Source organism: Rhizobium sp. BG4, from assembly GCF_016864575.1.
Lineage (GTDB): Bacteria > Pseudomonadota > Alphaproteobacteria > Rhizobiales > Rhizobiaceae > Rhizobium.
Genome location: NZ_CP044125.1, coordinates 191,110 through 212,868 on the forward strand (window position 1 = coordinate 191,110; position 21,759 = coordinate 212,868).

At 61.0% G+C, this 21,759-nt stretch carries 24 protein-coding genes, 1 tRNA gene and 2 pseudogenes; 16 read left to right on the top strand and 11 right to left on the bottom strand.

All coding sequences use genetic code 11. From position 1 onward, the window contains the following. The first annotated feature begins 61 nt into the window (after positions 1-61). From F2982_RS01005 to F2982_RS01030, 6 genes and pseudogenes are all read left to right on the top strand, one after another. A pseudogene (locus F2982_RS01005) lies at positions 62-1,101 on the top strand (cysteine synthase A). 6 nt (positions 1,102-1,107) lie between these two features. Further along, positions 1,108-1,845, top strand: coding sequence for an alanyl-tRNA editing protein (locus F2982_RS01010; protein WP_203428995.1), 738 nt, complete (start codon positions 1,108-1,110; stop codon positions 1,843-1,845). A gap of 43 nt (positions 1,846-1,888) precedes the next feature. Continuing rightward, a complete protein-coding gene (gene sseA, locus F2982_RS01015; protein WP_203428996.1) occupies positions 1,889-2,758 on the top strand; it encodes a 3-mercaptopyruvate sulfurtransferase in 870 nt (289 codons plus the stop codon). Positions 2,759-2,763: 5 nt separating this feature from the next. After that, a complete protein-coding gene (locus tag F2982_RS01020) occupies positions 2,764-3,324 on the top strand; it encodes a GNAT family N-acetyltransferase (RefSeq protein WP_130278467.1) in 561 nt (186 codons plus the stop codon). Positions 3,325-3,421: 97 nt separating this feature from the next. Then, the gene (locus F2982_RS01025; RefSeq protein WP_203428997.1) at positions 3,422-4,219 is read left to right on the top strand and encodes a M15 family metallopeptidase; all 798 of its coding nucleotides are present in this window, start codon (positions 3,422-3,424) and stop codon (positions 4,217-4,219) included. Between the two features lie 73 nt (positions 4,220-4,292). After that, positions 4,293-4,793, top strand: coding sequence for a DUF1203 domain-containing protein (locus tag F2982_RS01030; protein WP_203428998.1), 501 nt, complete (start codon positions 4,293-4,295; stop codon positions 4,791-4,793). A gap of 16 nt (positions 4,794-4,809) precedes the next feature. On the opposite strand, the gene ald is transcribed toward F2982_RS01030, so the two are convergent. Next, on the bottom strand, positions 4,810-5,928 hold the full coding sequence (gene ald / locus F2982_RS01035) for an alanine dehydrogenase (protein WP_203428999.1): 1,119 nt from the start codon (positions 5,926-5,928) through the stop codon (positions 4,810-4,812). Between the two features lie 157 nt (positions 5,929-6,085). Here ald and F2982_RS01040 point away from each other — a divergent pair, with 157 nt between their 5' ends. From F2982_RS01040 to F2982_RS01050, 3 genes are all read left to right on the top strand, one after another. After that, positions 6,086-6,547, top strand: coding sequence for an Lrp/AsnC family transcriptional regulator (locus F2982_RS01040; RefSeq protein ID WP_199629411.1), 462 nt, complete (start codon positions 6,086-6,088; stop codon positions 6,545-6,547). Between the two features lie 72 nt (positions 6,548-6,619). Next, on the top strand, positions 6,620-7,501 hold the full coding sequence (locus tag F2982_RS01045) for a DMT family transporter (RefSeq protein WP_130278470.1): 882 nt from the start codon (positions 6,620-6,622) through the stop codon (positions 7,499-7,501). 85 nt (positions 7,502-7,586) lie between these two features. Next, positions 7,587-7,922: a PilZ domain-containing protein gene (locus tag F2982_RS01050; protein ID WP_112711541.1), complete on the top strand. Its 336-nt coding sequence runs from the start codon at positions 7,587-7,589 to the stop codon at positions 7,920-7,922. Positions 7,923-7,925: 3 nt separating this feature from the next. On the opposite strand, the gene F2982_RS01055 is transcribed toward F2982_RS01050, so the two are convergent. Beyond that, the gene (locus F2982_RS01055) at positions 7,926-8,627 is read right to left on the bottom strand and encodes a hypothetical protein (RefSeq protein ID WP_203429000.1); all 702 of its coding nucleotides are present in this window, start codon (positions 8,625-8,627) and stop codon (positions 7,926-7,928) included. A gap of 198 nt (positions 8,628-8,825) precedes the next feature. Here F2982_RS01055 and F2982_RS01060 point away from each other — a divergent pair, with 198 nt between their 5' ends. Beyond that, positions 8,826-10,814, top strand: a complete 1,989-nt coding sequence (locus F2982_RS01060) for a bifunctional 2',3'-cyclic-nucleotide 2'-phosphodiesterase/3'-nucleotidase (protein WP_203429001.1) — start codon at positions 8,826-8,828, stop codon at positions 10,812-10,814. A 37-nt stretch (positions 10,815-10,851) separates the two neighbouring features. Here F2982_RS01060 and F2982_RS01065 read toward each other — a convergent pair. Further along, a pseudogene (locus F2982_RS01065) lies at positions 10,852-11,813 on the bottom strand (LysR family transcriptional regulator). A 135-nt stretch (positions 11,814-11,948) separates the two neighbouring features. On the opposite strand from F2982_RS01065, the gene F2982_RS01070 reads away from it, so the two are divergent. Continuing rightward, the gene (locus F2982_RS01070; protein WP_112711538.1) at positions 11,949-12,563 is read left to right on the top strand and encodes an FMN-dependent NADH-azoreductase; all 615 of its coding nucleotides are present in this window, start codon (positions 11,949-11,951) and stop codon (positions 12,561-12,563) included. A 51-nt stretch (positions 12,564-12,614) separates the two neighbouring features. Here the strand turns inward: F2982_RS01070 and F2982_RS01075 are convergent, their stop codons facing one another. Then, the gene (locus F2982_RS01075; RefSeq protein ID WP_203429002.1) at positions 12,615-13,199 is read right to left on the bottom strand and encodes a TetR/AcrR family transcriptional regulator; all 585 of its coding nucleotides are present in this window, start codon (positions 13,197-13,199) and stop codon (positions 12,615-12,617) included. Positions 13,200-13,306: 107 nt separating this feature from the next. Here F2982_RS01075 and F2982_RS01080 point away from each other — a divergent pair, with 107 nt between their 5' ends. After that, the gene (locus F2982_RS01080; RefSeq protein ID WP_112711536.1) at positions 13,307-14,083 is read left to right on the top strand and encodes an SDR family oxidoreductase; all 777 of its coding nucleotides are present in this window, start codon (positions 13,307-13,309) and stop codon (positions 14,081-14,083) included. Between the two features lie 2 nt (positions 14,084-14,085). On the opposite strand, the gene F2982_RS01085 is transcribed toward F2982_RS01080, so the two are convergent. The 3 genes from F2982_RS01085 to ilvA all read right to left on the bottom strand — a co-directional run bounded on the left by F2982_RS01085 (position 14,086) and on the right by ilvA (position 17,138). Then, positions 14,086-15,354: a GGDEF domain-containing protein gene (locus F2982_RS01085; protein WP_203429995.1), complete on the bottom strand. Its 1,269-nt coding sequence runs from the start codon at positions 15,352-15,354 to the stop codon at positions 14,086-14,088. Between the two features lie 157 nt (positions 15,355-15,511). Next, on the bottom strand, positions 15,512-15,844 hold the full coding sequence (locus F2982_RS01090) for an HlyU family transcriptional regulator (protein ID WP_199629416.1): 333 nt from the start codon (positions 15,842-15,844) through the stop codon (positions 15,512-15,514). A 37-nt stretch (positions 15,845-15,881) separates the two neighbouring features. Further along, positions 15,882-17,138: a threonine ammonia-lyase gene (ilvA, locus tag F2982_RS01095; RefSeq protein ID WP_203429003.1), complete on the bottom strand. Its 1,257-nt coding sequence runs from the start codon at positions 17,136-17,138 to the stop codon at positions 15,882-15,884. Positions 17,139-17,316: 178 nt separating this feature from the next. Between ilvA and F2982_RS01100 the strand changes: the two genes are divergently transcribed. Then, positions 17,317-17,712, top strand: a complete 396-nt coding sequence (locus tag F2982_RS01100) for a VanZ family protein (protein WP_203429004.1) — start codon at positions 17,317-17,319, stop codon at positions 17,710-17,712. 33 nt (positions 17,713-17,745) lie between these two features. Further along, positions 17,746-17,831: transfer RNA gene (locus F2982_RS01105), tRNA-Leu, on the top strand. Positions 17,832-17,836: 5 nt separating this feature from the next. On the opposite strand, the gene F2982_RS01110 is transcribed toward F2982_RS01105, so the two are convergent. The 4 genes from F2982_RS01110 to wrbA all read right to left on the bottom strand — a co-directional run bounded on the left by F2982_RS01110 (position 17,837) and on the right by wrbA (position 19,803). Beyond that, positions 17,837-18,244, bottom strand: coding sequence for a GFA family protein (locus tag F2982_RS01110; protein WP_203429005.1), 408 nt, complete (start codon positions 18,242-18,244; stop codon positions 17,837-17,839). 70 nt (positions 18,245-18,314) lie between these two features. Beyond that, positions 18,315-18,581, bottom strand: coding sequence for a hypothetical protein (locus F2982_RS01115; protein WP_112711519.1), 267 nt, complete (start codon positions 18,579-18,581; stop codon positions 18,315-18,317). A gap of 329 nt (positions 18,582-18,910) precedes the next feature. Then, positions 18,911-19,072: a hypothetical protein gene (locus tag F2982_RS01120; protein ID WP_162708602.1), complete on the bottom strand. Its 162-nt coding sequence runs from the start codon at positions 19,070-19,072 to the stop codon at positions 18,911-18,913. Positions 19,073-19,206: 134 nt separating this feature from the next. Then, a complete protein-coding gene (wrbA, locus tag F2982_RS01125) occupies positions 19,207-19,803 on the bottom strand; it encodes an NAD(P)H:quinone oxidoreductase type IV (RefSeq protein WP_112711518.1) in 597 nt (198 codons plus the stop codon). A 223-nt stretch (positions 19,804-20,026) separates the two neighbouring features. On the opposite strand from wrbA, the gene F2982_RS01130 reads away from it, so the two are divergent. Continuing rightward, positions 20,027-20,803 carry a competence/damage-inducible protein A gene (locus F2982_RS01130; protein WP_199629424.1) on the top strand — a complete coding sequence of 259 codons (777 nt, stop codon included), beginning with the start codon at positions 20,027-20,029 and terminating at the stop codon, positions 20,801-20,803. Between the two features lie 111 nt (positions 20,804-20,914). Next, complete coding sequence (locus tag F2982_RS01135) at positions 20,915-21,757, top strand: universal stress protein (RefSeq protein ID WP_203429006.1); 843 nt, start codon at positions 20,915-20,917, stop codon at positions 21,755-21,757. Positions 21,758-21,759 lie beyond the last annotated feature (2 nt).

Here is a 21,759-nt window from a genome sequence, read left to right on the forward strand (position 1 = left end):
ACCCTGCCTTGTGAAGGGAAAAGACCGTTCTTACAGTAAGAGCTCCAAAGAGGCAGATTCCATGACCTTCTACCCCTCCGTGATCGAGGCGATCGGCAACACCCCGCTCATCAAGCTCAAGGGCGCTTCCGAAGCGACCGGCTGCACCATTCTTGGCAAGGCGGAATTCCTCAATCCCGGCCAGTCGGTGAAGGATCGCGCCGCGCTCTACATCATCCGCGATGCGGAAAAGAAGGGCCTGCTGAAGCCGGGCGGCGTCATCGTCGAAGGCACCGCCGGCAACACCGGTATCGGCCTCACCGTCGTCGCCAAGGCGCTCGGCTACCGCACCGTCATCGTCATTCCTGAGACGCAGAGCCAGGAAAAGAAGGACGCGCTGAAGCTGCTCGGCGCCGAGCTCGTCGAAGTGCCTGCCGTGCCCTACAAGAACCCGAACAACTACATCAAGGTCTCCGGGCGCCTGGCCGAACAGCTGGCGAAGAGCGAGCCGAACGGCGCGATCTGGGCCAACCAGTTCGACAATGTCGCCAACCGCCAGGCGCACATAGAGACCACCGCCAAGGAAATCTGGCGCGATACCGACGGCAAGATCGACGGCTTCATCTGCGCCGTTGGCTCCGGCGGGACGCTCGCCGGCGTCGCGGCCGGCCTGAAGGGCTTCAACAAGGACATCAAGATCGGGCTTGCCGATCCTGAGGGTGCGGCCCTTTACGAATTCTACAAGAACGGCGAGCTGAAATCCTCCGGCAACTCGATCACCGAAGGCATCGGCCAGGGCCGCATCACCGCCAATCTCGAAGGCTTTGCGCCCGACTTCGCCTATCAGATCAGCGATGCCGAAGCCCTGCCCTACGTCTTCGACATGGTCGAGCATGAAGGCCTCTGCCTCGGCGGATCCAGCGCCATCAACATTGCCGGCGCGGTGCATCTCGCGAAAGATCTCGGCCCGGGCACACCGTGGTGACGATCCTCTGCGATTATGGCAACCGCTACCAGTCGAAGCTTTTCAACGCCGATTTCCTGAAGTCCAAGGGCCTGCCGGTTCCCTCCTTCATCAAGTCGTCGAGCGACCTCAAGATACCCTACGAACCTGCAGCGTGAGACCCAATGCCAGTCAATGCCCTCTATCGTGACGACTTCTACCTTTCGACATGCGAGGCGGTGGTCACCGCCGTTCACGAAGAGGGGGGCATCGAGCTGGATCAGACCTGCTTCTATGCAACATCGGGCGGGCAGCCGGGCGATACCGGCTTCCTGGAACGCGCCGATGGCTCGAAGATAGCGCTGGGGCAGACCAAGCACGGCGCCACCAAGGATATCGTCATCCACGTACCGCTCGAGGGTGAGCCGCGCCCTGAAATCGGCGAGAAGCTGGTGCTGCATGTCGACTGGCCGCGCCGCTACAAGCTGATGCGCATGCACACCGCCTGCCACCTGCTCTCCGTCGTCTGTTCCTACCCGATCACCGGTGCCGCCGTCGGTGAGGATGAGAGCCGCGTCGATTTCGACATGAGCGAGACGATCGACAAGGACGAGGTGACGGCGAAGATGATGGAACTGGTGAGCCAGAACCATCCCGTCTACCTGCAATGGATCACCGACGAGGAACTTGCGGCCAACCCCGGCATCGTCAAGTCGAAGAACGTCCGCCCGCCAATGGGCCTCGGACGCGTCAGCCTCGTCTGCATCGGCGAAAACTCTTCAATTGACAGCCAGCCCTGCGGCGGCACACATGTGTCCGAAACGCAGGAAGTCGGGCAGATTCACATCGCCAAGATTGAGAAGAAGGGCAAGGAAAACCGCCGCTTCCGCATTCGCTTCGGCGCTCCCGGCGACGAGGCGTAAGGCAGTCTCCGCGACTGCGACCGTGTATTCTAGGGAGATTGGAATGAGTGACGAGAAAAGCCGCTTCGTGGTTTCGGCCGACTGGCTGCAGGGCGAACTCGGAAAGCCGGATCTGCGCGTCCTCGACGCCTCCTTCTATCTCCCGGCGCAGAAGCGCGATGCGGACGCCGAATATGCCGCGGGGCATATCCCGGGCGCGATCCGTTTCGATCAGGACAAGATCGCAGATCACTCCACCAACCTGCCGCACACTATTCCCTCGCCCGATCAATTCGCCGCCGAAGTGGGTAAGCTCGGCATCAGCGAAAACGACCGGATCGTCGTCTATGACGGCATCGGCATGTTCGCCTCGCCCCGCGTCTGGTGGCTGTTCCGGGTGATGGGCGCCAAGAACGTCTTCGTGCTCGACGGCGGCCTGGATGGCTGGAAGGCCGAGGGCCGTCCGCTGGAAACGGCAACGCCCGCCTACCCGGCCGCGACCTTCAAGACGAATTATGACGAAGCCCGTGTCGTGACGCTCGAGCGGATGCGCGACATCGTTTCCAGCGGCGCACTGCAGATCGCCGATGCCCGCAGCGCCGGCCGTTTCGCGGCAACGGAGCCCGAGCCCCGCGCCGGCATGCGCTCCGGCCATATGCCGGGCGCCCGCAGCCTGCCGTCGGGCTCCTTCGCCACGCAGGGCCGTTTCAAATCGCTGCCCGAACTGAAGCAGACGATCGAGGATGCCGGCATCGACCTTTCGAAGCCCGTCGTCACTTCCTGCGGCTCCGGCATCACCGCCGCCATCATCACGCTGGCGCTGGAATCGCTCGGGCATAGCGACAACAAGCTCTATGACGGCTCCTGGAGCGAGTGGGGCAGCCGCGACGACACGCCCGTCGTCACCGGCCCTGCCGATCCGATCAAGGTTTGAGCGGCATGGCGAAATCTCCCGCGTCGCTGACGGCCCACATCACCCGCCTTGAAATGACGGCGCCGCCGAAGAGCAGCCTGCCGATGCCGGTCAACATCCAGACGGCGATCATGCGCACCAGCGAGATCCCGCTGCCCTTCTACCGCCATCTCTACCGGCAGGTGGGCGCACGCTGGCAATGGGTCGACCGCCTGCGGATGAGCGACGAGGAACTGACGGCAGCGCTGCACGACAAGCGCAACAATATCAGCGTGCTCTACGTCAACGGCGCGCCGGCCGGCTTCTACGAGTATTTCTGTCAGGACGAGGACACGATCGAGCTGTCGCATTTCGGCCTGATCGAGCATGCGCTCGGCCTCGGCATCGGCAAATGGTTCCTGCTGCAGGCGCTCTACGCGATCTGGACGCTGAACCCGAAGCGCGTGCTGACCACCACCAACAATCTCGACCATCCGCGCGCCCTGCAGCTCTACCAGATGTTCGGCTTCTCGCCTGTTTCGACCGGCACCGGCATCGTCCGGCCGCTGAGCGACAAGGAATTGCTGGAGATCGCGCGCAAGAGCTGAGCGCAATCCAATTGCACCCTGAGTTGCCGGATTGGATGCAACTCAAGATGGATTCCGCCAGCCCGATGCGGTAATCTCGCTCTCATCTGAGGGAGGGATGACGATGCCAATAGGGACTTATAATCACCCGCTGTTCGGGGTCGTGAAATTCAAGACAAAGCACAATGACTGGCGCCGCGGCGACCCAATCACCTTCATCGATGGCTTCGATTCAGCCGACGTAATCAACGTTACCGTTCCGCAACTGAAGCACATCCCGAACACGAACAACGGGGTGATCAAGTTCCACAAGCGTGGACAGAAACAGCTACTGGCGGCATTCGAGGACATTGAAAATCTGGGACTGCTGAAACATATCGACAGCTGTGCCGGTGCCTTTTATCAGCGGTTAAAGAAGCCGGTGTCGGGTGCGCTCAGCAAAGAGCCATCCAACCACTCGTTCGGGATCGCGATCGACCTCAACGCCGACGACAAATGTCTGGGCTGCACCACGGCTCCGATTGCGCCGGTCTTCCAGCATCATGGCTTTCGCTGGGGAAAATCCTTCAACGACCCCATGCATTATGAGATCATCAAGTTCATCGACAACGATGCGCCGTCCGTCAAGGACGTCCAGATGAGCATAAGCGGCGCCACCGTCGCCGCCGACGTGAAGAGCGTCTTTGGCGACCTTTTCGTTAAGGTGGCCGATATTGGCATGATCCCCGGCCTACAGGTGGCAGATGTGGGACCGAATGCGGTCGCGGTGGATTCGTCCGCTGGCAGCGAAGTGTTTTCAACCTTGCAGTTCGGAGGACTCAACTTCGCCCCACTGCCGCAAGTCTTGGGCTTCGCGGGACTGAAATCGGCCTTCGACAATTCGAAGAAAACTCTCGACGCCGATAGGCTTGCGTGAGGTTTGGCAGGAATCGGGTGGTTTCGGCCGCCCGATCGGCGCATTTCATGGCGGAAACCAAGAGGAGACCGCCATGACCGATATCCGTTTTTCAGCAATGCCGACTGCAGATGCCGACCATCTCTGGAACGGCGGCAGCGATTCCTATGGCTTCCTGCCGGAGACCATGGTCTCCGATGGGCCGGGTCATCCCTGCCGTCACTGTCTTGGGAATATCGATGCGGACGAAGAGCTGCTGGTCTTCGCCTATCGTCCATTCCCGGCGATGCAGCCCTATGCCGAGACCGGGCCGATCTTCCTGCACAAGCGGCGCTGCGCACGCTATGCGGCCGAAGAAATTGCGCCGCCTGCGCTTAGCAGTTCCGACTACATCGTGCGCGGCTATGGCGAGAACAACCGCATCGTCTACGGCACCGGCGCCGTGACGCCGACGCGGGAGATTGCCGCTTACGCCGGTGGTCTGCTTGCGCGGCCCGAGATCGCCTATGTGCATGTTCGCTCGGCGCGCAACAACTGCTTCCAGTGCCGCATAGAAAAGGCGCAGGATTACAAGGAATCCGGCGCCTTCATCTAACGTAACGCGATGGGAATTACGCTACGTTAAGTACACTTTCCGGTGCGTAGGCTTCATAGCCCAGCGCTTCGGCGACCGGCTTGTAGGTGACGCGGCCCTTGTGGACGTTCAGGCCGTTGCGCAGGTGCTTGTCTTCGGCAATGGCGCGCAGGCCGCGATCGGCGAGCGCCAGGCCGTGGACGAGCGTGGCGTTATTCAGCGCATGGGCCGAGGTGACCGGAACGGCGCCCGGCATGTTGGCGACGCAATAGTGGACGATGCCGTCGACTTCGTAGGTCGGCTCGGAATGCGTCGTCGCATGCGAGGTCTCGAAGCAGCCGCCCTGGTCGATCGCGACGTCGACGATGACGGCGCCCTTCTTCATGCCCGAGAGCATTTCGCGGGTGACGAGCTTCGGTGCGGCAGCGCCCGGGATCAGCACGGCGCCGATGACGAGATCGGCAGTGAAGACTTCTTCTTCCAGCGCCTGGATGCTGGAATAGCGGGTGTGGACGCGGCCGCCGAAGATATCGTCGAGCTGGCGCAGACGCGGCAGCGAGCGGTCGAGGATACTGACATCGGCGCCGAGACCGGCTGCCATCTTCGCTGCATGCAGACCGACGACGCCGCCGCCGATGATCGCGACCTTGGCCGGCAGAACGCCGGGGACGCCGCCGAGCAGGATGCCGAGGCCGCCATTGGCCTTCTGCAGCGCAGTCGCACCGGCCTGGATCGACAGGCGGCCGGCAACTTCCGACATCGGCGCCAGCAGCGGCAGGCCGCCGCGCTCGTCGGTGACGGTTTCATAGGCGATCGCGGTGACGCCGGAGGCGAGCAGGCCCTTGGTCTGTTCCGGATCCGGAGCGAGGTGGAGATAGGTGTAGAGAAGCTGGCCATCGCGAAGCTGCGCCCATTCGGAGGGCTGCGGCTCCTTGACCTTCACGATCATATCGCACTTCTCGAAGATATCCTTGGCGGAGGCGGCAATCTTTGCGCCAGCGGCAACATAGGCGGCGTCATCGGCACCAATGCCGGCGCCTGCCTTGGTTTCGACCCAGACCTCGTGGCCATGGGCGACATATTCACGAACCGAAGCGGGTGTCAGACCGACACGATATTCATGGTTCTTGATTTCCTTCGGGCAACCGACACGCATACTGCGTTCCTCTCATATATGCCCGCTTGGCGCGGGACGTTTTCAATGGACAAATCCAACCACCGCCGCCACGAAATGTCCTTGCAAAGAGGCATTGCCTGAAAGCTATTTTTCGAAGATTGTGCGGTTTGATCAAACCAAATCGAAGGTTCTTCGAATGTCTGAACTCGACAGTATCGATCTTGCGATTCTGAGAGCACTTCAAGCAAACGCCCGGATCACCAACGCCGAACTCGCCAGCAAGGTCGGCCTCTCGGCTTCGGCCTGCTCGCGGCGTCTCGACATCCTGGAGAAGAACGGCGCCATCGCCGGCTATCACGCACGCCTTTCCAACAAGGTGCTCGAATACAAGATGATCGCCATCGTCCACATCTCGCTTTCGGGACAGTTCGCCAAGACGCTCTCGGAATTCGAGGCGGCGGTGAAGCGCTGCCCGAACGTGCTGGTCTGCTACCTGATGTCGGGCGAGTATGACTACATCCTGCGGGTCGCCGCCCGCGATCTGGAAGACTACGAGCGCATTCATCGCGACTGGCTCTCGGCGCTGCCGCATGTGGTGAAGATCAATTCCAGCTTTGCGCTGCGCGAAATCTTCGATCGACCCAATGTTGGCTTCTGAGACCTTGCAAAGGATCGGGAATCCTGACCAAGTTTTGCCGATGCGGATGCTCCCTCCGCCTGACGGCAAGACATGAAATCCAAGACGCAAGGCTATATCTTCGTCCTTCTGGCGCTGACGATCTTCTCGACGCAGGATGCGATCTCCAAGCATCTCGGCGGCCTTTATCCGCCGATCTTCGTGACGATGATCCGCTACTGGGCCTTCGCTCTGTTCACCATTCTCCTCGCGTCGAAGATGCGCGGCGGCATCCGGCAGACGGCGAAAACCAAGCGGCCGCTGCTGCAGGTGACACGCGGCATCCTGCTCGCCGTTCAGGTGGTGCTCGCCATCACCTGTTTCGCGGTCATCGGGCTCGCGCATTCACAGGCGATCTTTGCCGCGACGCCGATCGTCATCGCGCTGCTGTCTATGCCGATCCTCGGCGAGCGTGTGGGATGGCGGCGCTGGACGGCGATCGGCGCCGGGCTGTTCGGCGTGCTGCTGATCCTGAAGCCCGAAGGCGAATTCTTCGATCTGAAGCTGCTGCTCGCCATCGTCTCCTGCTTCATCTTCGCCTTCTATGTGATCGCCACGCGCCTCGTGTCCCGCGACGATTCATCGATGACCAGCTTCTTCTATACCGGCGTCGTCGGCGGCATCACCATGACCCTGATCGGGCCGTTCTACTGGACATGGATGTCGCCCGGCGACTGGGGCTGGATGGCGCTCGTCTGCATGACCAGCATCTCCAGCCATTATTGCCTGATCCGCGCCTATGACATGCTGGATGCAGCAGCCGTTCAGCCGCTCACCTACCTGCAGCTCGTCTATGCCTCGATCCTCGGCGTCACCATCTTCGGCGAGAGCCTCAGCCTCAATACGGTGATCGGCTCCGTCATCGTCGTGGCGGCCGGGATTTTCACCATCTGGCGCGAGCATGTCGTCTCTCGGCAGGCGGCAAAGGCGCATTAGATTTCGCGCAATTTTATCGAACAGTCTAAACGGATTTCAATTTTTCGTTGCTACGGTCTCTGCAGTATAATTTCGGAGACCCTGCATGCAACGCAATCTCAACATCATCACCCGCAAGTCGGAGCGCAAGTATTGCCGTCTCTTCGGCAAGCTGCGTTACCTGAACCAGGAGATCGACGCCCGTATCGTCAACCTGTCGACGACAGGCATCGCCGTCGACCTCAGGACACCGGTTGCCGCCGCATCCGGCAGCCGAGTGCGCATCGAGGCCGAGGATCTCGGTTCGCTCGAAGGCATCATCCGCTGGAGCCACAACGGCCGCCTCGGCATCCACTTCGACCCGAATTCCAACGCCCGCGCGCAGGTCGCCTCCTACTTCCGTTTCTTCCATAGAGACGTGAAGCCGGTGCTGGCGCGCTAGACTCTATTTCTGGACACCGACGCTGAAGTCATAGGGCTGGATCGACCTGTTTCCGAAGCCGCGCCAAAAGTCATTGGCATAGTTTCGATCACGCGCGACATCCAAGGTGACAGTTCCGTTGTTTGCGTCAGGTGCAACCTTCTGAAGATCAACGACCGCGGGGTTTGTTGCGCCGCCCGAGATCCAGACTTCTTTCGTATTGTTCGGTACGGGAACCGAGGGTGTGCCGTCTTGAGGCCCGATCGGCTGGCTCTTCAAGAGCTCGCCATTTTTGCTATAGAACTTGATTTCGCAATCTCCGCAAACGGTACCCGTCCAGGCAGGCTTTATCTGGAGTTCCAAAGAATTCGGCAGAGCCTCTTGGGCAATAGCGGGCGTGAAAAGCATCGAGACGACGGTAGGTGTCGTCACTTTGGGTATCCCATCCACATTTCCAGACTTTGCGGAAATAATAAGCGACGGAGCAGCGATACCGATAAGGATGGCCTTCCAGCCGTCCTGTTCTTTGATGCTCAGAACAACAATGCCGCCAATGATGAAGAAGATGAATGCACCGGCGGCTCCAGCCGCCAGAGAAAATAGTGCTTCTCCATGACTTGCGATCCAAGTCGTCAAGCTGCCCTCTAGCAGCGTCCGTGCAAAATCGACCAAACTCGGGGCAATTCCCCCAAAGCCACCGCAGAGAAAAATAACCAGCTTATTCATAGCGCGCCCCAACGTTTCAACAGGTTGCAGCAGACTACCATAAGCAACCCTCGGATGATTACTGCACGTTTCGCGCTTTTAGCGAGTAGCCGATTGCAGGTGATGAGCCACTGTCATTTTACGGATGCACTCCCGTGCAAATCATTCTACGTTCGACCCCGGGCTGGGCGTTGCGTGATTTTTTGAAGGAGTGTTTTGATGTCTTCCATTCTCGATTTGCACCCGATCAGCCGCAGGTCGCTGCTGAGCGGAATCGCTGCCACCTCGGCCCTCGTCCTGCTCCATCCCTTCACCGCCCGCGCCGCCGCAAACCAGGCGCATCTCCGGCTGATGGAAACGACCGACATCCACGTCAACGTCTTCCCTTACGACTATTACGCCGACAAGCCGAACGACACGATGGGCCTCTCGCGCACCGCGACGATCATCGATTCGATCCGCGCCGAGGCCGCCAATTCACTACTGATCGATAATGGCGACGTGCTGCAGGGCAACCCGATGGGCGATTACATGGCCTATCAGCACGGCATGAAGGATGGCGACGTCCACCCGGTCATCAAGGCGATGAACACGCTCGGCTATACGGTCGGCACGCTCGGGAATCACGAGTTCAATTACGGCCTCGATTTCATGTTCAAGGTGCTCGGCGGCGCGAACTTCCCGTTCGTCTGCGCCAACCTGACGAAGGGGCAGCTCGCCGCCGATCCCAAGAAGGACGACCTGTTCTTCAAGCCCTACATGATCGTCGAAAAGCAGATCAAGGACGGCGCCGGCAACGAGAGCCCGGTCAAGATCGGCTTCATCGGCTTCGTGCCGCCGCAGATCATGCTCTGGGATATCAAGAACCTCGAAGGCAAGGCGCAGACGCGCGATATCGTCGAGGCTGCCAAGGCCTGGGTACCCGCCATGAAGGAAGAAGGCGCGGATATCGTCATCGCCCTCTCCCATTCCGGCATCGACGGCGCGGCACCATCCGAGAAGATGGAAAACGCCTCGCTCTATCTCGCGGCGATCGACGGCATCGATGCGATCTTTACCGGCCACCAGCATCTGGTCTTCCCCGGCCCCAAGACCTGGGACGGGATTGCGAATGCCGATCCGGTCAAGGGTACGCTGCATGGCAAGCCGACTGTGATGGCCGGCTTCTGGGGCTCGCATCTCGGCCTGATCGACCTGTTGCTGGAGAAAGACGGCAAGAGCTGGAAGATCGTCGATTTCACCGCCGAGGCGCGGCCGATCTATCACCGCGACGACAAGAAGAAGGTGATCGCCGACGTTGCCGACAAGAAGGAAGTCGTTGAAGCCGCCAAGGCCGAGCATGAGGCGACGCTCGCCTATGTGCGCACCCCCGTCGGCAAGACATCGGCACCGCTCTATTCCTACTTCTCACTCGTCGCCGACGACCCTTCGGTGCAGATCGTCAGCCAGGCACAGACCTGGTACATCAAGCAGATGCTGGCCGATACCGAATTCAAGGATCTGCCGGTTCTCTCGGCAGCAGCGCCCTTCAAGGCGGGCGGCCGCAACGGTGCCGACTACTATACCGACGTTCCCGCAGGCGACGTGGCGATCAAGAATGTCGCCGATCTCTATCTCTATCCGAACACCGTCCAGGCCGTCGTCATCAATGGCGAGCAGGTGAAGAACTGGCTGGAAATGTCGGCCGGGATGTTCAACGAGGTGAAGCCGGGCTCCAAGGACGCTCCGCTGCTGAACAACGAATTCCCGTCCTACAATTTCGATGTCATCGATGGCGTGACCTACCAGATCGACCTCTCCCAGCCGCGCAAATACGACAATGACGGTAAGGCGATCAACGAGAGCTCGAACCGCATCCAGAACCTGCAATTCGAGGGCAAGCCGATCGATCCGAAGCAGAAATTCGTGGTGGTGACCAACAACTATCGCGCCGGCGGTGGCGGTCATTTCCCTGACATCGCTGCCGACAAGGTGGTGTTCCAGGCACCGGATACGAACCGCGACGTCATCGTCCGCTTCATCCACGACCAGGGCACGATCAACCCGTCTGCCGACGGCAACTGGACCTTCAAGCCCCTGCCCGGCACCACGGCCGTCTTCGAAAGCGGACCGAAGGCCAAGCAGTTCATGGCGGACGTCAAGGGCGCCAAGATCGAGGAAGCCGGCGACGCCGCAGAAGGCTTTGCCAAGTTCCGGCTGGTGCTCTGAGATTTTGATCGACAACGGGGCCGGCGGCGACGCCGGCCTATTCTGCTGCTTCCTGCATCGAGGTTAGCGCGGCAAGCTGCTCCTGGAATTCACTGTGGCTCGGGCACATGGACAGGAGATTGCGGAAGCGGTCGATCAGCCAGGCCGTCGCTGGTCCCGGGGATTGGCGACCTTGTGCAGGCTGTAGATCGGATATTCGCCCTGCTCGTAGGCCGGAAGATCGAGCTGCACCAGCTTGCCGGAATTCAGGTCGTCGCGTGAGACCGAAGCCGGCAGACCACCCCAGCCGAGGCCGCCTGCAATCAGCTGGTGCTTGATAGCGATGTCGCTGACCCGCCAGGTCCGGTAAGAGAGCACGTTGAAATCGCGCCCGTTGGTGATGCCCGAGGTATCGCGCACCACCATCTGAACCTCTTCGCGCACATCCGAAAGCGTCAACGGACGGCGAAGCTTCGCGAGCGGATGGAAAGGTGCTGCGACGGGGATCATGAAGGAATGGCCGATGCGCTCGGCAACCAGCGTATCGTCCTGCTTCATCAGCGCGCCGCCGATGCCGACGGTCGCTTCCCCGGTTGCCACCATGTTCATGACTTCGCCGAGCTCGCCGACCATCAGGTTGACAGTCACCGACGGGAATTTGGTGCGGAACTCGCGCAGCACCATCACGACGGCCTGCGACGGCACCATGACGCTAATGGCGATCGAGAGTTCGGCTTCCAGCCCCTCTTTCAGGTTTTTCACGCGGGCACGCATGACTTCGAGATCGGCGACAAGCCGGCGGGCATCGGCCAGCATCGCATGGCCGGCCTTGGTCAGCTTCGGCTGGCGGGCGCCGGAACGCTCGAAAAGCTCGACCTCCAGCTGCGCCTCGAGATTGGCGATCGTGTAGCTGATGACGGACTGCGCGCGGTTCAGAAGGCGCGAGGCGGCGGAGAAGCTGCCGCTATCGGCAACGGTCAGAAACACCTGCAACTGGTCCAGCGTCGGGTTCGGGAGCATATCTAATCCATCGATAATTTCGATCTATATTATCCCAGTTTTTTCGATAGCAGGCCAGTCCTATTTCTCTCCTCGAAGCCGCGGCGAACCTCCCTGACAGCCACGGCAAACCCAATTCGAAATGAGGAGCCTGCCATGTCTTCCATCCTTCTTCTGACCTCCAGCCCGCGTGCTGAATCGCTGTCGACGACGATCGCCGCCGATCTCGCCAACAAGATCGCCGCCCAGAACGCAGGTAGCGTCGTCGTTCGCCGCGACCTCGCCGCCAACCCGCTGCCGCATATCGACGACCTCTTCACCGCCGCGATCCGCAAGCCCGCAGACCAGCGCACCGCGCAGGAAGCCGAAGCGGTCAAGACTTCCGACGCTCTGGTTGACGAACTGCTCGCCGCCGACACCGTCGTCATCGGCACCGGCCTCATCAACTTCAACATCTACTCGTCGCTGAAGACCTGGATCGACAACGTCGCCCGCGCCGGCCGTACCTTCAAGTACACGGAAAGCGGCCCGGTTGGCCTCGCCACCGGCAAGAAGGTCTATGTCGTTCTGGCTTCGGGCGGCGTCTATTCGCAGGGCCCGGCCGCCGGCATGAACCACGCCGTACCGTACCTGAAGTCGGTCCTCGGCTTCCTCGGCATCGCCGATGTCGAAACCATCTATGTCGAAGGCCTGGCCTTCGGTCCGGAAGCTGCCGAAAAGGCAATCGGTGCCGCCAAGGCGCGTGCTGAAGAGATCGCGCTCGCAGCCTAATCGGCGCAACGCATATTCGAGGAAAACGGCCGGTTCATCACCGGCCGTTTTTCATTTCCCGGCGAAGTCGTTGACGAAGCTTTCGGCGGTTTTCAGGATCTCGGCGGCGAATGCCTCGTCATTGGCGACCCGCGCCAGGCCGACCGCGCCGGTCATCAGCGCGCTGAGGATGATTGCCTTGCGGCGTGCCTCTGCATCCCCCTCGTCACCGCCGGAAATGCGCGCCGTCATCCGTCCGACATTGGTCTTCAACTGATCGGTCGCCAACGTCCGGCATTCGTCGCCGGAGCGCGCGAGATCGGCCGTCAGCGCCGCAAACGGGCATCCTTCGCCGACACCCTCGCGATGATCCCCGCCGAGATAAGTTGCCGCATAAGCGCTGACGGGAATATCGGCCGGGTCGACGCCTTCGGCCCGAACCTTCGCTTCCCAGGAGCCGAAGGCCAGCTGCATCGCCTCACGAACCAGCTGGTCGCGTGATTCGAAGTGCTTGTAGAAGCCGCCGACCGTCAGTCCCGCTTCCTTCATAAGGTCGGCGACGCCGATGCCTTCGAGACCCTTTTCCCGGAGACGGCGGGAAGCGATCTCGACGATCTTCTCGTGCGTCTTCTGTTTTTCGACCTGCGAATGACCCATGCGACGCTCCCGCAATGCTGCTTGACAATTCTGGATTACATTCATAATCCTATTTGTGGATTTCAATCATAATCCAGAACGCAGTCAATTCCAAGAGGAGTGCTCCCATGCGTCTCAAGAACAAGGTCGCCCTGATCACCGGCGGCAATAGCGGCATCGGCCTTGCAACGGCCAAGGTCTTTCTCGCCGAAGGCGCCAAGGTGATCATCACCGGCCGCAACCCCGATACGCTCGCCGCCGCCGTCAAGACGCTCGGCGATGGCGTGCTCGCCATTTCGCTCGAGCTCACCGATGTTGCCGCGATCGACAAGGCTTTCGAGGAAGCCGCCGCCAAGTTCGGCAAGTTCGATATCGTCTTCGCCAATGCCGGCATCGGCGGCGTCACGCCGCTCGGCCAGACGTCGCTAGAACAGTTCGAGCGCTTCGTCAGCACCAACCTGACCTCGGTGTTCTTCACGGTTCAATCCGCCCTGCCGCATCTCAATGACGGCGCTTCGATCATTCTCAACGGCTCGGTTCACGCCGTGCTCGGCGCTCCGGGCTGGACGGCCTATGCAGCCACAAAGGGCGCGATCCGCGCCATGACGCGCACCATGGCCTCGGAGCTCGCCCCGCGCGGCATCCGCGTCAACCAGGTGACACCCGGCGGCACGAAGACGCCGATCTGGTCGCCCTTTGCGCCGACGGCGGATGCGAGTGCTGCTCTCGAAGAAAAGCTCGGCAGCCTCAGCGCACTCGGCCGGATGAGCGAAGCCGAGGAGATCGCCAAGGCGGCGCTCTATCTGGCGTCCGATGACGCTGCGAACGTTACGGCGATCGAGATCACCGTCGATGGCGGCATGACCAATGCGCCTTCAGGCGCGAAACTGTTCCGTGAAGGCTGATATCAGCCGACCTTGACGAGACCGGAGCGGCCGACAACGCAGTTGCGGCCGCTTTTCTTTGCCTGGTAGAGCCGGTCGTCGGCGGCAGCGAGAACGGTGGTGAAGCTGACGCCGTCCTCGTCGGCGGTGGCGACGCCGATGCTGACGGTGACGGGCTTGCCATCCGGGGTCTTGACGCTCGTCGCGATCGTCCAGCGCAACCGCTCTGTGACGATCAGGCCTTCCTCGTGATCCGTCCCAGGGCAGACGGCGACGAATTCCTCGCCGCCGAAGCGGAAGACGCGGTCGGCCGAACGCAGGATGGTGCCGAGCCGCCCGGCGATCGCCTTCAGCACCTCGTCGCCCTGCAGGTGGCCGAAATTGTCGTTCACATCCTTGAAGTGGTCGGCATCGATGATGATCACGGTGCCGTAGAGGCCCTGGCGCTGCGCCTCGCGGATCATCACCGGCGCTTCGAGTTCCATGCGGCTGCGGTCATAGACACCGGTCAGGATATCGCGGCCGGTGCGGTCGAGGAGATCGTTGTAGCGCTCGCGGAAGGTCAGGTCGCCGAAGACGTCGCTGATCGAGCGGGCGGCGGCCGGAATGCCGTCGCGGCGCACATAGATCTCGTAGAGCGCAAACAGCACGGTGTAGACGCAGACGGCGAACATCTTCGCCTTCCAGCCATCCCAGAAGGCCGACAGCGGCACGCCGAGGAAATAATGCAGGCCGCCGAAGAAGCCTACCTGGTCAAACGTCAGCAGCACGAAGCCGCAGATCATGAAGCGCAGGATGACCTTGCGCTTGATGTAACGGCCGAGCCGCTCGTAGAGCAGGATGATGCCGATGGAATCGAGATAGAGGATGGCGGTACCCCAGATCATCAGCCATCCCATTTCCTTGAGGAAACCGAAATCCGCCTCGTTCCCCGGCGACATCTCGATCGTGTGATGCAGTTGCAGGATCCAGGCGATCGCCACCGTCAGCAGGTTGCCTATGAACAGGCCGTAGATCGGCTGGCGGACTGTCGAGGCATCCTCCTGCAGATAGAGCATCAGGATCATCATCAGCTTGCCGGCGAAGAACACCGACGAACCCGGCGACGCAACGCCGAACGGCAGGTTCACGTAGAAGACCGCCGCCAGATAGGTTTCCATGAAATGCATGACGCCGAGCGCGGTGACGAAAACACCGAGGCCGAGGCGATTGCGGAAATGCAGGAGTGTCACCATCAGCCCGAAGTAGCCGATAGCTTCAAGAACGAAGAGACCGAGATTGGTGGCCTCTATCATGCGCCGGAAACCCTGCCCTGGCAAAACTGCCAGCGGCGCTTCATTCCGGTCTTGGGACGGGCTGCAACAACCACGAAATGATCCTGCGATTCCTTTCGCAGCACCTTTGACGGCAATCACTTAAAATTAAGTGACAAAGCAGCCGCTTGTGGATTTAGACCTGACGCTGCTTGACACCGTCTCCGAAGAGCGAGGCGCCGTGCTGATCGATGATCTGCTGGGCCTTGCGCACGGTGCATTCGTTGGCATCGTCGAGCGAGGAGAACATGTCGGCGCGGATGAAGGTCCGCACCAGCACCTCATCGCCGGATGTCTTTTCAATGCGGCCGGCAAGGCGATACTGGCCGCCTTCCTTCTGCGGTTCGGCATAGATCGCGCAGTCTCCGTAGAGCTGCGGCTCCACCGACTTGGCGCTGCTGCCGCCGCCTTCGCTGGGCTTGGCGCCACCTGAGAATATCGAGACAATGCTGGAGAATATCGAAGCCATGTTTCGCCTTTAACACGCGGGACTTGCTGCCGCAAAGTCAAATGATGAGGTTTGCCAGGATCTCGTTTTCGGTGATGTCCTCGAAGCCCATGCCCGACTTCTCGAAATTTTCGACCAGTGTGGCGAAATTCTCGGGCGCCTTGGTTTCGATGCCGATCAGGATCGAGCCGAAATTGCGCGCCGTCTTCTTCAGATATTCGAAGCGGGCGATATCGTCGTCGGGGCCGAGCAGATTGAGGAAATCGCGCAGCGCGCCGGGACGCTGGGCAAGCCGCAGGATGAAATATTTCTTCAGCCCCGCATAGCGCATGGCGCGCTCCTTGACGTCAGGCAGGCGCTCGAAGTCGAAATTGCCGCCGGAGACGACGGCGACGACCGTCTTGCCGCGGATGTCTTCCGGGTTCATCGACGCCAGCGCCGTCAGCGACAGGGCGCCGGCCGGCTCGAGCACGACGCCCTCGACATTCAGCATCTCGGAGATCGTCACGCAGATCGCGTTCTCCGGCATCAGCATCACCTGATCCGCCCGAAAATCCTTGAGCGCCGCGAAGTTCAGATCGCCGATGCGGGCAACGGCGGCGCCATCGACGAAATTGTCGACCTTAGCGAGCGTCACGGGTTCGCCGGCCTCGATGCTGCGCTTCAGGCTCGCGGCACCCGCGGGCTCGGTGAAGACGAAGCCCGACTTTGCGACGATGCCGTCGAGATAGCCGGTGATGCCGGCTGCCAGACCGCCGCCGCCGACAGGCATGACGATCATGTCGGGCACCTTGCCATCCGGCAGCTGCTGCATGACCTCGGCTGCGACAGTCGCCTGCCCCTCGATGATATCCTCATGATCGAAGGGCGGCACCATGACGCCACCCACCTGCTCCGCGTGATCGCGCGCTGCCTGGTAGCACTGGTCAAAGAAGTCGCCGTAGAGCTTGATGGTGATGAATTCGGCGCCGAACATGCGGGTCTTGTCGATCTTCTGCTGCGGCGTGGTCACCGGCATGAAGACGACGCCGGGAACACCGAAATGACGGCATACGAAGGCAAAACCCTGGGCGTGATTGCCTGCCGAAGCGCAGACGAAGGTGCGCCCCTCGCCGCCTTCGGCAATCGCCTTGCGGAAGAAATTGAAGGCGCCGCGGATCTTGTAGGAACGAACCGGAGAAAGGTCTTCGCGCTTCAGCCAGATATCGGCGCCATAGCGTGCCGAAAGATGATCATTGAGCTGCAGTGGCGTTGCCGGGAAAAGGCTGCGCAGCGCTTCCTCGGCGTTTTCAACATCCTGACGGTTGACGGTCATCGGTCCATTCCTCATTTCGCCCGCCCGCTATGGCACAGAGCGGCGCCCGAAAGAAAGCCTCAAACCGGGCAAGCCGGTTCGCCCCGGCCGAAAGCATTTTTTAAGCGCACCCGCCGAACACGCGGTGGACACGGCTTTTTGCAGTGCACCACGCGGCGCGCCCTGCTAATATGACAGGATGATAACACCGAAATTCATGAGGCCGCTGGCCTGGCTCGTCCTCGCCGGCATCGTCTTCGTCACGATCTCCCCGATCGGCCTGCGCCCGCACACCGTGACCACCGTCGATTTCGACCGGGCGCTCGCCTATGCCGTGACCGGCTTCATCTTCGTGCTCGGCTATCCCAAGCAGTGGAAGCTGATCGTGCTGCTGCTGGCCTTCGGCGCGATCGCCATCGAGGCGCTGCAATATTTCTCGCCGACCCGCCACGCCCGCCTGCATGACGGCATCATCAAGGGCATCGGCGCTGCCATCGGCGCCATGGCCGCCCACGCCCTCCTGAAAATCCGCGCCCGCAAGGCCACACCCAAAGCCCCCACCGAACCCGCCCCCTCCAGCGCCGCCCTTGACTGAATCGCCGATGTCGTTGATTGAGAAGCGCGCGCTGCGGGCGTGGCGAAACTGGTAGACGCAAGGGACTTAAAATCCCTCGGCCTTAGGCTATGCGGGTTCGATCCCCGCCGCCCGCACCAAGCGTTCATTCCGGATCCTTGTCGTAGACGGTGATGCCTTCGGGCAGTTGCACCCAGCGGTGCCTGCGGCAGTCGTAAACGGAATCCCGGGGCGGCGGGAAATCGGGGTCGGCGAAGGCGCCGACGGCGACGCCGACCGAGCGGTTATCCTCGCCTTCTTCCGTATGAAAGAGATTGGTGCCGCAGACCGGGCAGAAGCGGAAGCGGAATTTGGCGCCCTGATCGCCGGTGCGGACATAGTCGGTGGCGCGGCCGGTTACCCTGTAGCCGGGGCCGAAGGCTGCGAGGGCGGCGAAGACGCTGCCGGTGCGGCTCTGGCAGGCGAAGCAGTGGCAGACGCCGACGCCCAGCGGCTCGCCCTCGACCGTGATCTGCAGCTGGCCGCAGGTGCATTTGGCAATTCTTGTCACCATGGCGCGAAACTCCGTGGGCGGGATCTGCCCGAAAGCTGGCGCGGATGGCGGTGAAGTCAAACCGCCGATCTCACCAGTGGCGAATCTTCCAGTAGTCGGAACCGGTGCGGCGCGAGATCAGTTTCAGCGTGCCATCGGGCTGGACGACATATTTCTCGAAGACGCGATAGCCGAACTTATCGGGGAATTCGTGGTCGACGACATGGCCGGGCGCCGCCTCATAATAGACCACCCGGCCGCCATAAGTCAGGCTGCCACGCATCGGTTCGGGCGGCGGCATCGTCGCGTTGCAGCTCGCGAGAGCCAGCAAAAGCATCAGCGGGACAATGGCGCGCATCGGCGAATCTCCTTTTCATTCAGCCATATAGGAGCTTCGCTCAGGGTGTCAGCGGCGATTGCCCCATTTTTGAGCAAGCGGGTGATTTGCCGAAGGCTTTATCATGCTGTTCGAATGTGCTTGTATACCGGGGAAAACGAGGCCCGGGCGGTTGAAAGCCGGGTTCAGCATGCAAGAATGACGATGCGGCGTATGGGTAAAGCTAGTCTTGTGGGAGTAAGACGGTGGTTTACGATTGGGATGGCGTCAGAACGAAGCGTTTGAAATTCTATAAGACGACAATGGCCTGCCTGTTTGCAACGGCGGTTGTCGCGGTTTCGTTCTTCGCGTTAGCTTCGCAACTTCACAATCTCGGCGGGTGAACCCGTCTTCAGCTTGGCGCTTTCATCGTCCTTACCGTCGAAATCGATGGTGAGCGCGAGAAGGATCACCGAAAGGCACACCAGCCCGGCGATCACGCAAGCCAGCAGTTTCATCATATAGCGGTCCATCAGGGCCTCCTTACGCGTCTCCTTATGATTTTATCATATACGCATGGAATGCGCCAAAACGCCGCCCACACGAAGACGTGAAAACGGCGCAGCCTCGGGCCGCGCCGTTTTCAATTTTTCAGGCCGTATGAAGCTTAGGCGAGCTTCGCAGCGATCTTGGCGACATGGGCGCCCTGGAAGCGTGCACCTTCGAGTTCGATCTCGGAAGGCTGGCGCGAGCCGTCACCGTTGGTGATCGTCGACGCGCCGTAGGGCGAGCCACCCTTGACTTCTTCGGTGCCCATCTGGCCCTGGAAAGCGTAGGGAAGGCCGACATAGGCCATGCCGTGATGCAGGAAGGTCGGCACGAAGCCGAGGATCGTCGATTCCTGGCCACCGTGCTGCGTAGCGGACGAGGTGAACATCGAGCCGACCTTGCCGACGAGCTTGCCGCCAAACCACAGACCGCCGGTCTGATCCCAGAAATTGCGCATCTGCGAGGCAACAGTGCCGAAGCGGGTGCCGGCGCCGACGATGATCGCGTCATATTCTGTGAGTTCGTCTACCGTTGCGATCGGAGCCTTCTGGTCGAGCTTGTAGTAGGAAGCCTTGGCGACTTCTTCCGACACGAGTTCCGGAACGCGCTTGACGGTTACGTCGGCACCAGCCGACTTCGCGCCTTCTGCAACGGCATAGGCCATGGTTTCGATGTGGCCGTAAGCCGAATAGTAGAGAACGAGGACTTTTGCCATTTTCAAGCTCCGTCTGGGTTGATGTGCATTTAAACCGGCGATGGTTCTATCAGCGCGGCGGTGACGGCGCATCCCTTCCGGCAAGAACTCACTGTTCACTCAGCGGAGACGCGAAAGTGCTTGCTGTCTTATTTTTGTGATATTGCTTTGCCGTTCAGCCGCATTTGCAAGCGGGGAAATCGGCGCTACCTATAGCGGACCCATTTCATTCCGGACGTTTTCCATGACCAATCAGACCATCGTTACCGCCGCCATGCTCGCTATCGGCGACGAACTGCTTTCGGGCCGCACCAAGGACAAGAATATCGGCTACCTCGCCGATCTGCTGACGCTGTCGGGCATCGACCTCAAGGAAGTCCGCATCGTTGCCGACGAGGAGGATGCCATCGTCGAGGCGCTGAATGCACTGCGCGCCCGCTACGAATATGTCTTCACCTCCGGCGGCATCGGCCCGACCCATGACGATATCACCGCGGACGCGGTTTCAAAGGCTTTCGGCCTGCCCTGCGAGCATGACGCGAAAGCGATGTCCCTGCTCGGAGACATGTACAAGCGCCGCGAATTGGAATTCACCGAGGCACGCCAGCGCATGGCGCGCATGCCGCGCGGTGCCGCCCATATCGAGAACCCGGTCTCGACGGCGCCGGGCTTCATCATCGGCAATGTCTATGTGATGGCCGGGGTGCCGCAGGTGTTCCAGGCGATGATCGGCAATGTGCTGCCGACGCTGAAGACCGGCGCCAAGGTTCTGTCGCTGGCGATCGCCTGCCCTTACGGCGAAGGCGATATCGGCACGCCGCTCGCGGCGATCCAGAAGGCGCATCCGGACACCAGCATCGGCTCCTATCCGCGCTATGTCGGCCAGAAGTTCTCGACCGAGATCGTCGTGCGCGGCCGCTCGCAGGATGTCATCGAGGCTGCCGGCAAGGACGTCGAGGCGATGATCGAGGATATCCGCAAGGCCAAAGAAATTGCCGAGAACCATTCGGCGGAAGCGTAAGCCCCAGCCCCTCTCCTCTCAAACCATTGATCTCAGTCAAGGAACCGCAACGCAGGCCAACGCATTCTTTTCATGCGGAAGTTCATTTCAGCCGCCCAAGGAGAATTTGATATGTCCTACAAAACCATACTCGCCATTCTCGATACTGCCGATAACAGCGGTGCCGTTGCCGATTTTGCGATGGCGCTTGCTGCTGGCCACGGCGCGCATGTGATCGGGCTGCATGCCGAGACGATCTCGGCCGTGCCGCTGGTGGCGCCGATGGAAATTCCCGATCCCGTCGCGGTGCAGGCCCTGCAGGACATGGCGCATTCTGAGACCATAGAGGTCGAGCGGATCTTCAAACAGAAGGCGGCGGCGAGCGGCGTCTCCTTCGAGTGGCGCAGCTTCGCCACCTCCACCGGCTACGGCTCGGCGCCGCTGATCGAAACCGCCCGTAGCGCCGATCTGCTGATCGCCTCGCAGGCCGATCCGGCGCGGCCCTCCGACAGCCATGTCGATGTCGACAACTTCCTGTTCGAAAGCGGCCGTCCCGTTTTGATGATCCCCTACATCATCCGCAACCCCAAGCCGATCAAGCGGGTGCTGATCGCCTGGAACGGCTCGAAGGAAGCGGCCCGCGCCACATTCGACGCGCTGCCGATCCTCAAGGGTGCCGATGCGGTGGAGATCTTCTCCGTCGATCCCGTCGATAGCGCAACGCAGAGTGCCGGTCTCGCCGGCGCCGATATCGCCGCCACCCTCGCCCGCCATGGCGTCAACGCGACGCTTGCGACTGCCGAGAGCGCCAGCAAGAGCGCGTCGTCGGTGATCGAGAACCGGCTTTCCGACAACAGCATCGATCTTCTGGTCATGGGCGCCTATACGCATTCGTGGCTCTGGCAGACGATCTTTGGCGGCACGACCAAGTCTCTCTTGCAGTCGATGACGGCGCTGACGCTGCTATCCCGTTGATG

What these genes read in the sequence shown, in the direction of transcription:
- F2982_RS01010 (WP_203428995.1), top strand. Translation starts at nt 1,108, where the DNA reads ATGCCAGTCAATGCCCTCTATCGTGACGACTTCTACCTTTCGACATGC.
- sseA (WP_203428996.1), top strand. Translation starts at nt 1,889, where the DNA reads ATGAGTGACGAGAAAAGCCGCTTCGTGGTTTCGGCCGACTGGCTGCAG.
- F2982_RS01020 (WP_130278467.1), top strand. Translation starts at nt 2,764, where the DNA reads ATGGCGAAATCTCCCGCGTCGCTGACGGCCCACATCACCCGCCTTGAA.
- F2982_RS01025 (WP_203428997.1), top strand. Translation starts at nt 3,422, where the DNA reads ATGACGATGCCAATAGGGACTTATAATCACCCGCTGTTCGGGGTCGTG.
- F2982_RS01030 (WP_203428998.1), top strand. Translation starts at nt 4,293, where the DNA reads ATGACCGATATCCGTTTTTCAGCAATGCCGACTGCAGATGCCGACCAT.
- ald (WP_203428999.1), bottom strand. Translation starts at nt 5,928, where the DNA reads ATGCGTGTCGGTTGCCCGAAGGAAATCAAGAACCATGAATATCGTGTC.
- F2982_RS01040 (WP_199629411.1), top strand. Translation starts at nt 6,086, where the DNA reads ATGTCTGAACTCGACAGTATCGATCTTGCGATTCTGAGAGCACTTCAA.
- F2982_RS01045 (WP_130278470.1), top strand. Translation starts at nt 6,620, where the DNA reads ATGAAATCCAAGACGCAAGGCTATATCTTCGTCCTTCTGGCGCTGACG.
- F2982_RS01050 (WP_112711541.1), top strand. Translation starts at nt 7,587, where the DNA reads ATGCAACGCAATCTCAACATCATCACCCGCAAGTCGGAGCGCAAGTAT.
- F2982_RS01055 (WP_203429000.1), bottom strand. Translation starts at nt 8,627, where the DNA reads ATGAATAAGCTGGTTATTTTTCTCTGCGGTGGCTTTGGGGGAATTGCC.
- F2982_RS01060 (WP_203429001.1), top strand. Translation starts at nt 8,826, where the DNA reads ATGTCTTCCATTCTCGATTTGCACCCGATCAGCCGCAGGTCGCTGCTG.
- F2982_RS01070 (WP_112711538.1), top strand. Translation starts at nt 11,949, where the DNA reads ATGTCTTCCATCCTTCTTCTGACCTCCAGCCCGCGTGCTGAATCGCTG.
- F2982_RS01075 (WP_203429002.1), bottom strand. Translation starts at nt 13,199, where the DNA reads ATGGGTCATTCGCAGGTCGAAAAACAGAAGACGCACGAGAAGATCGTC.
- F2982_RS01080 (WP_112711536.1), top strand. Translation starts at nt 13,307, where the DNA reads ATGCGTCTCAAGAACAAGGTCGCCCTGATCACCGGCGGCAATAGCGGC.
- F2982_RS01090 (WP_199629416.1), bottom strand. Translation starts at nt 15,844, where the DNA reads ATGGCTTCGATATTCTCCAGCATTGTCTCGATATTCTCAGGTGGCGCC.
- ilvA (WP_203429003.1), bottom strand. Translation starts at nt 17,138, where the DNA reads ATGACCGTCAACCGTCAGGATGTTGAAAACGCCGAGGAAGCGCTGCGC.
- F2982_RS01100 (WP_203429004.1), top strand. Translation starts at nt 17,317, where the DNA reads ATGATAACACCGAAATTCATGAGGCCGCTGGCCTGGCTCGTCCTCGCC.
- F2982_RS01110 (WP_203429005.1), bottom strand. Translation starts at nt 18,244, where the DNA reads ATGGTGACAAGAATTGCCAAATGCACCTGCGGCCAGCTGCAGATCACG.
- F2982_RS01115 (WP_112711519.1), bottom strand. Translation starts at nt 18,581, where the DNA reads ATGCGCGCCATTGTCCCGCTGATGCTTTTGCTGGCTCTCGCGAGCTGC.
- F2982_RS01120 (WP_162708602.1), bottom strand. Translation starts at nt 19,072, where the DNA reads ATGGACCGCTATATGATGAAACTGCTGGCTTGCGTGATCGCCGGGCTG.
- wrbA (WP_112711518.1), bottom strand. Translation starts at nt 19,803, where the DNA reads ATGGCAAAAGTCCTCGTTCTCTACTATTCGGCTTACGGCCACATCGAA.
- F2982_RS01130 (WP_199629424.1), top strand. Translation starts at nt 20,027, where the DNA reads ATGACCAATCAGACCATCGTTACCGCCGCCATGCTCGCTATCGGCGAC.
- F2982_RS01135 (WP_203429006.1), top strand. Translation starts at nt 20,915, where the DNA reads ATGTCCTACAAAACCATACTCGCCATTCTCGATACTGCCGATAACAGC.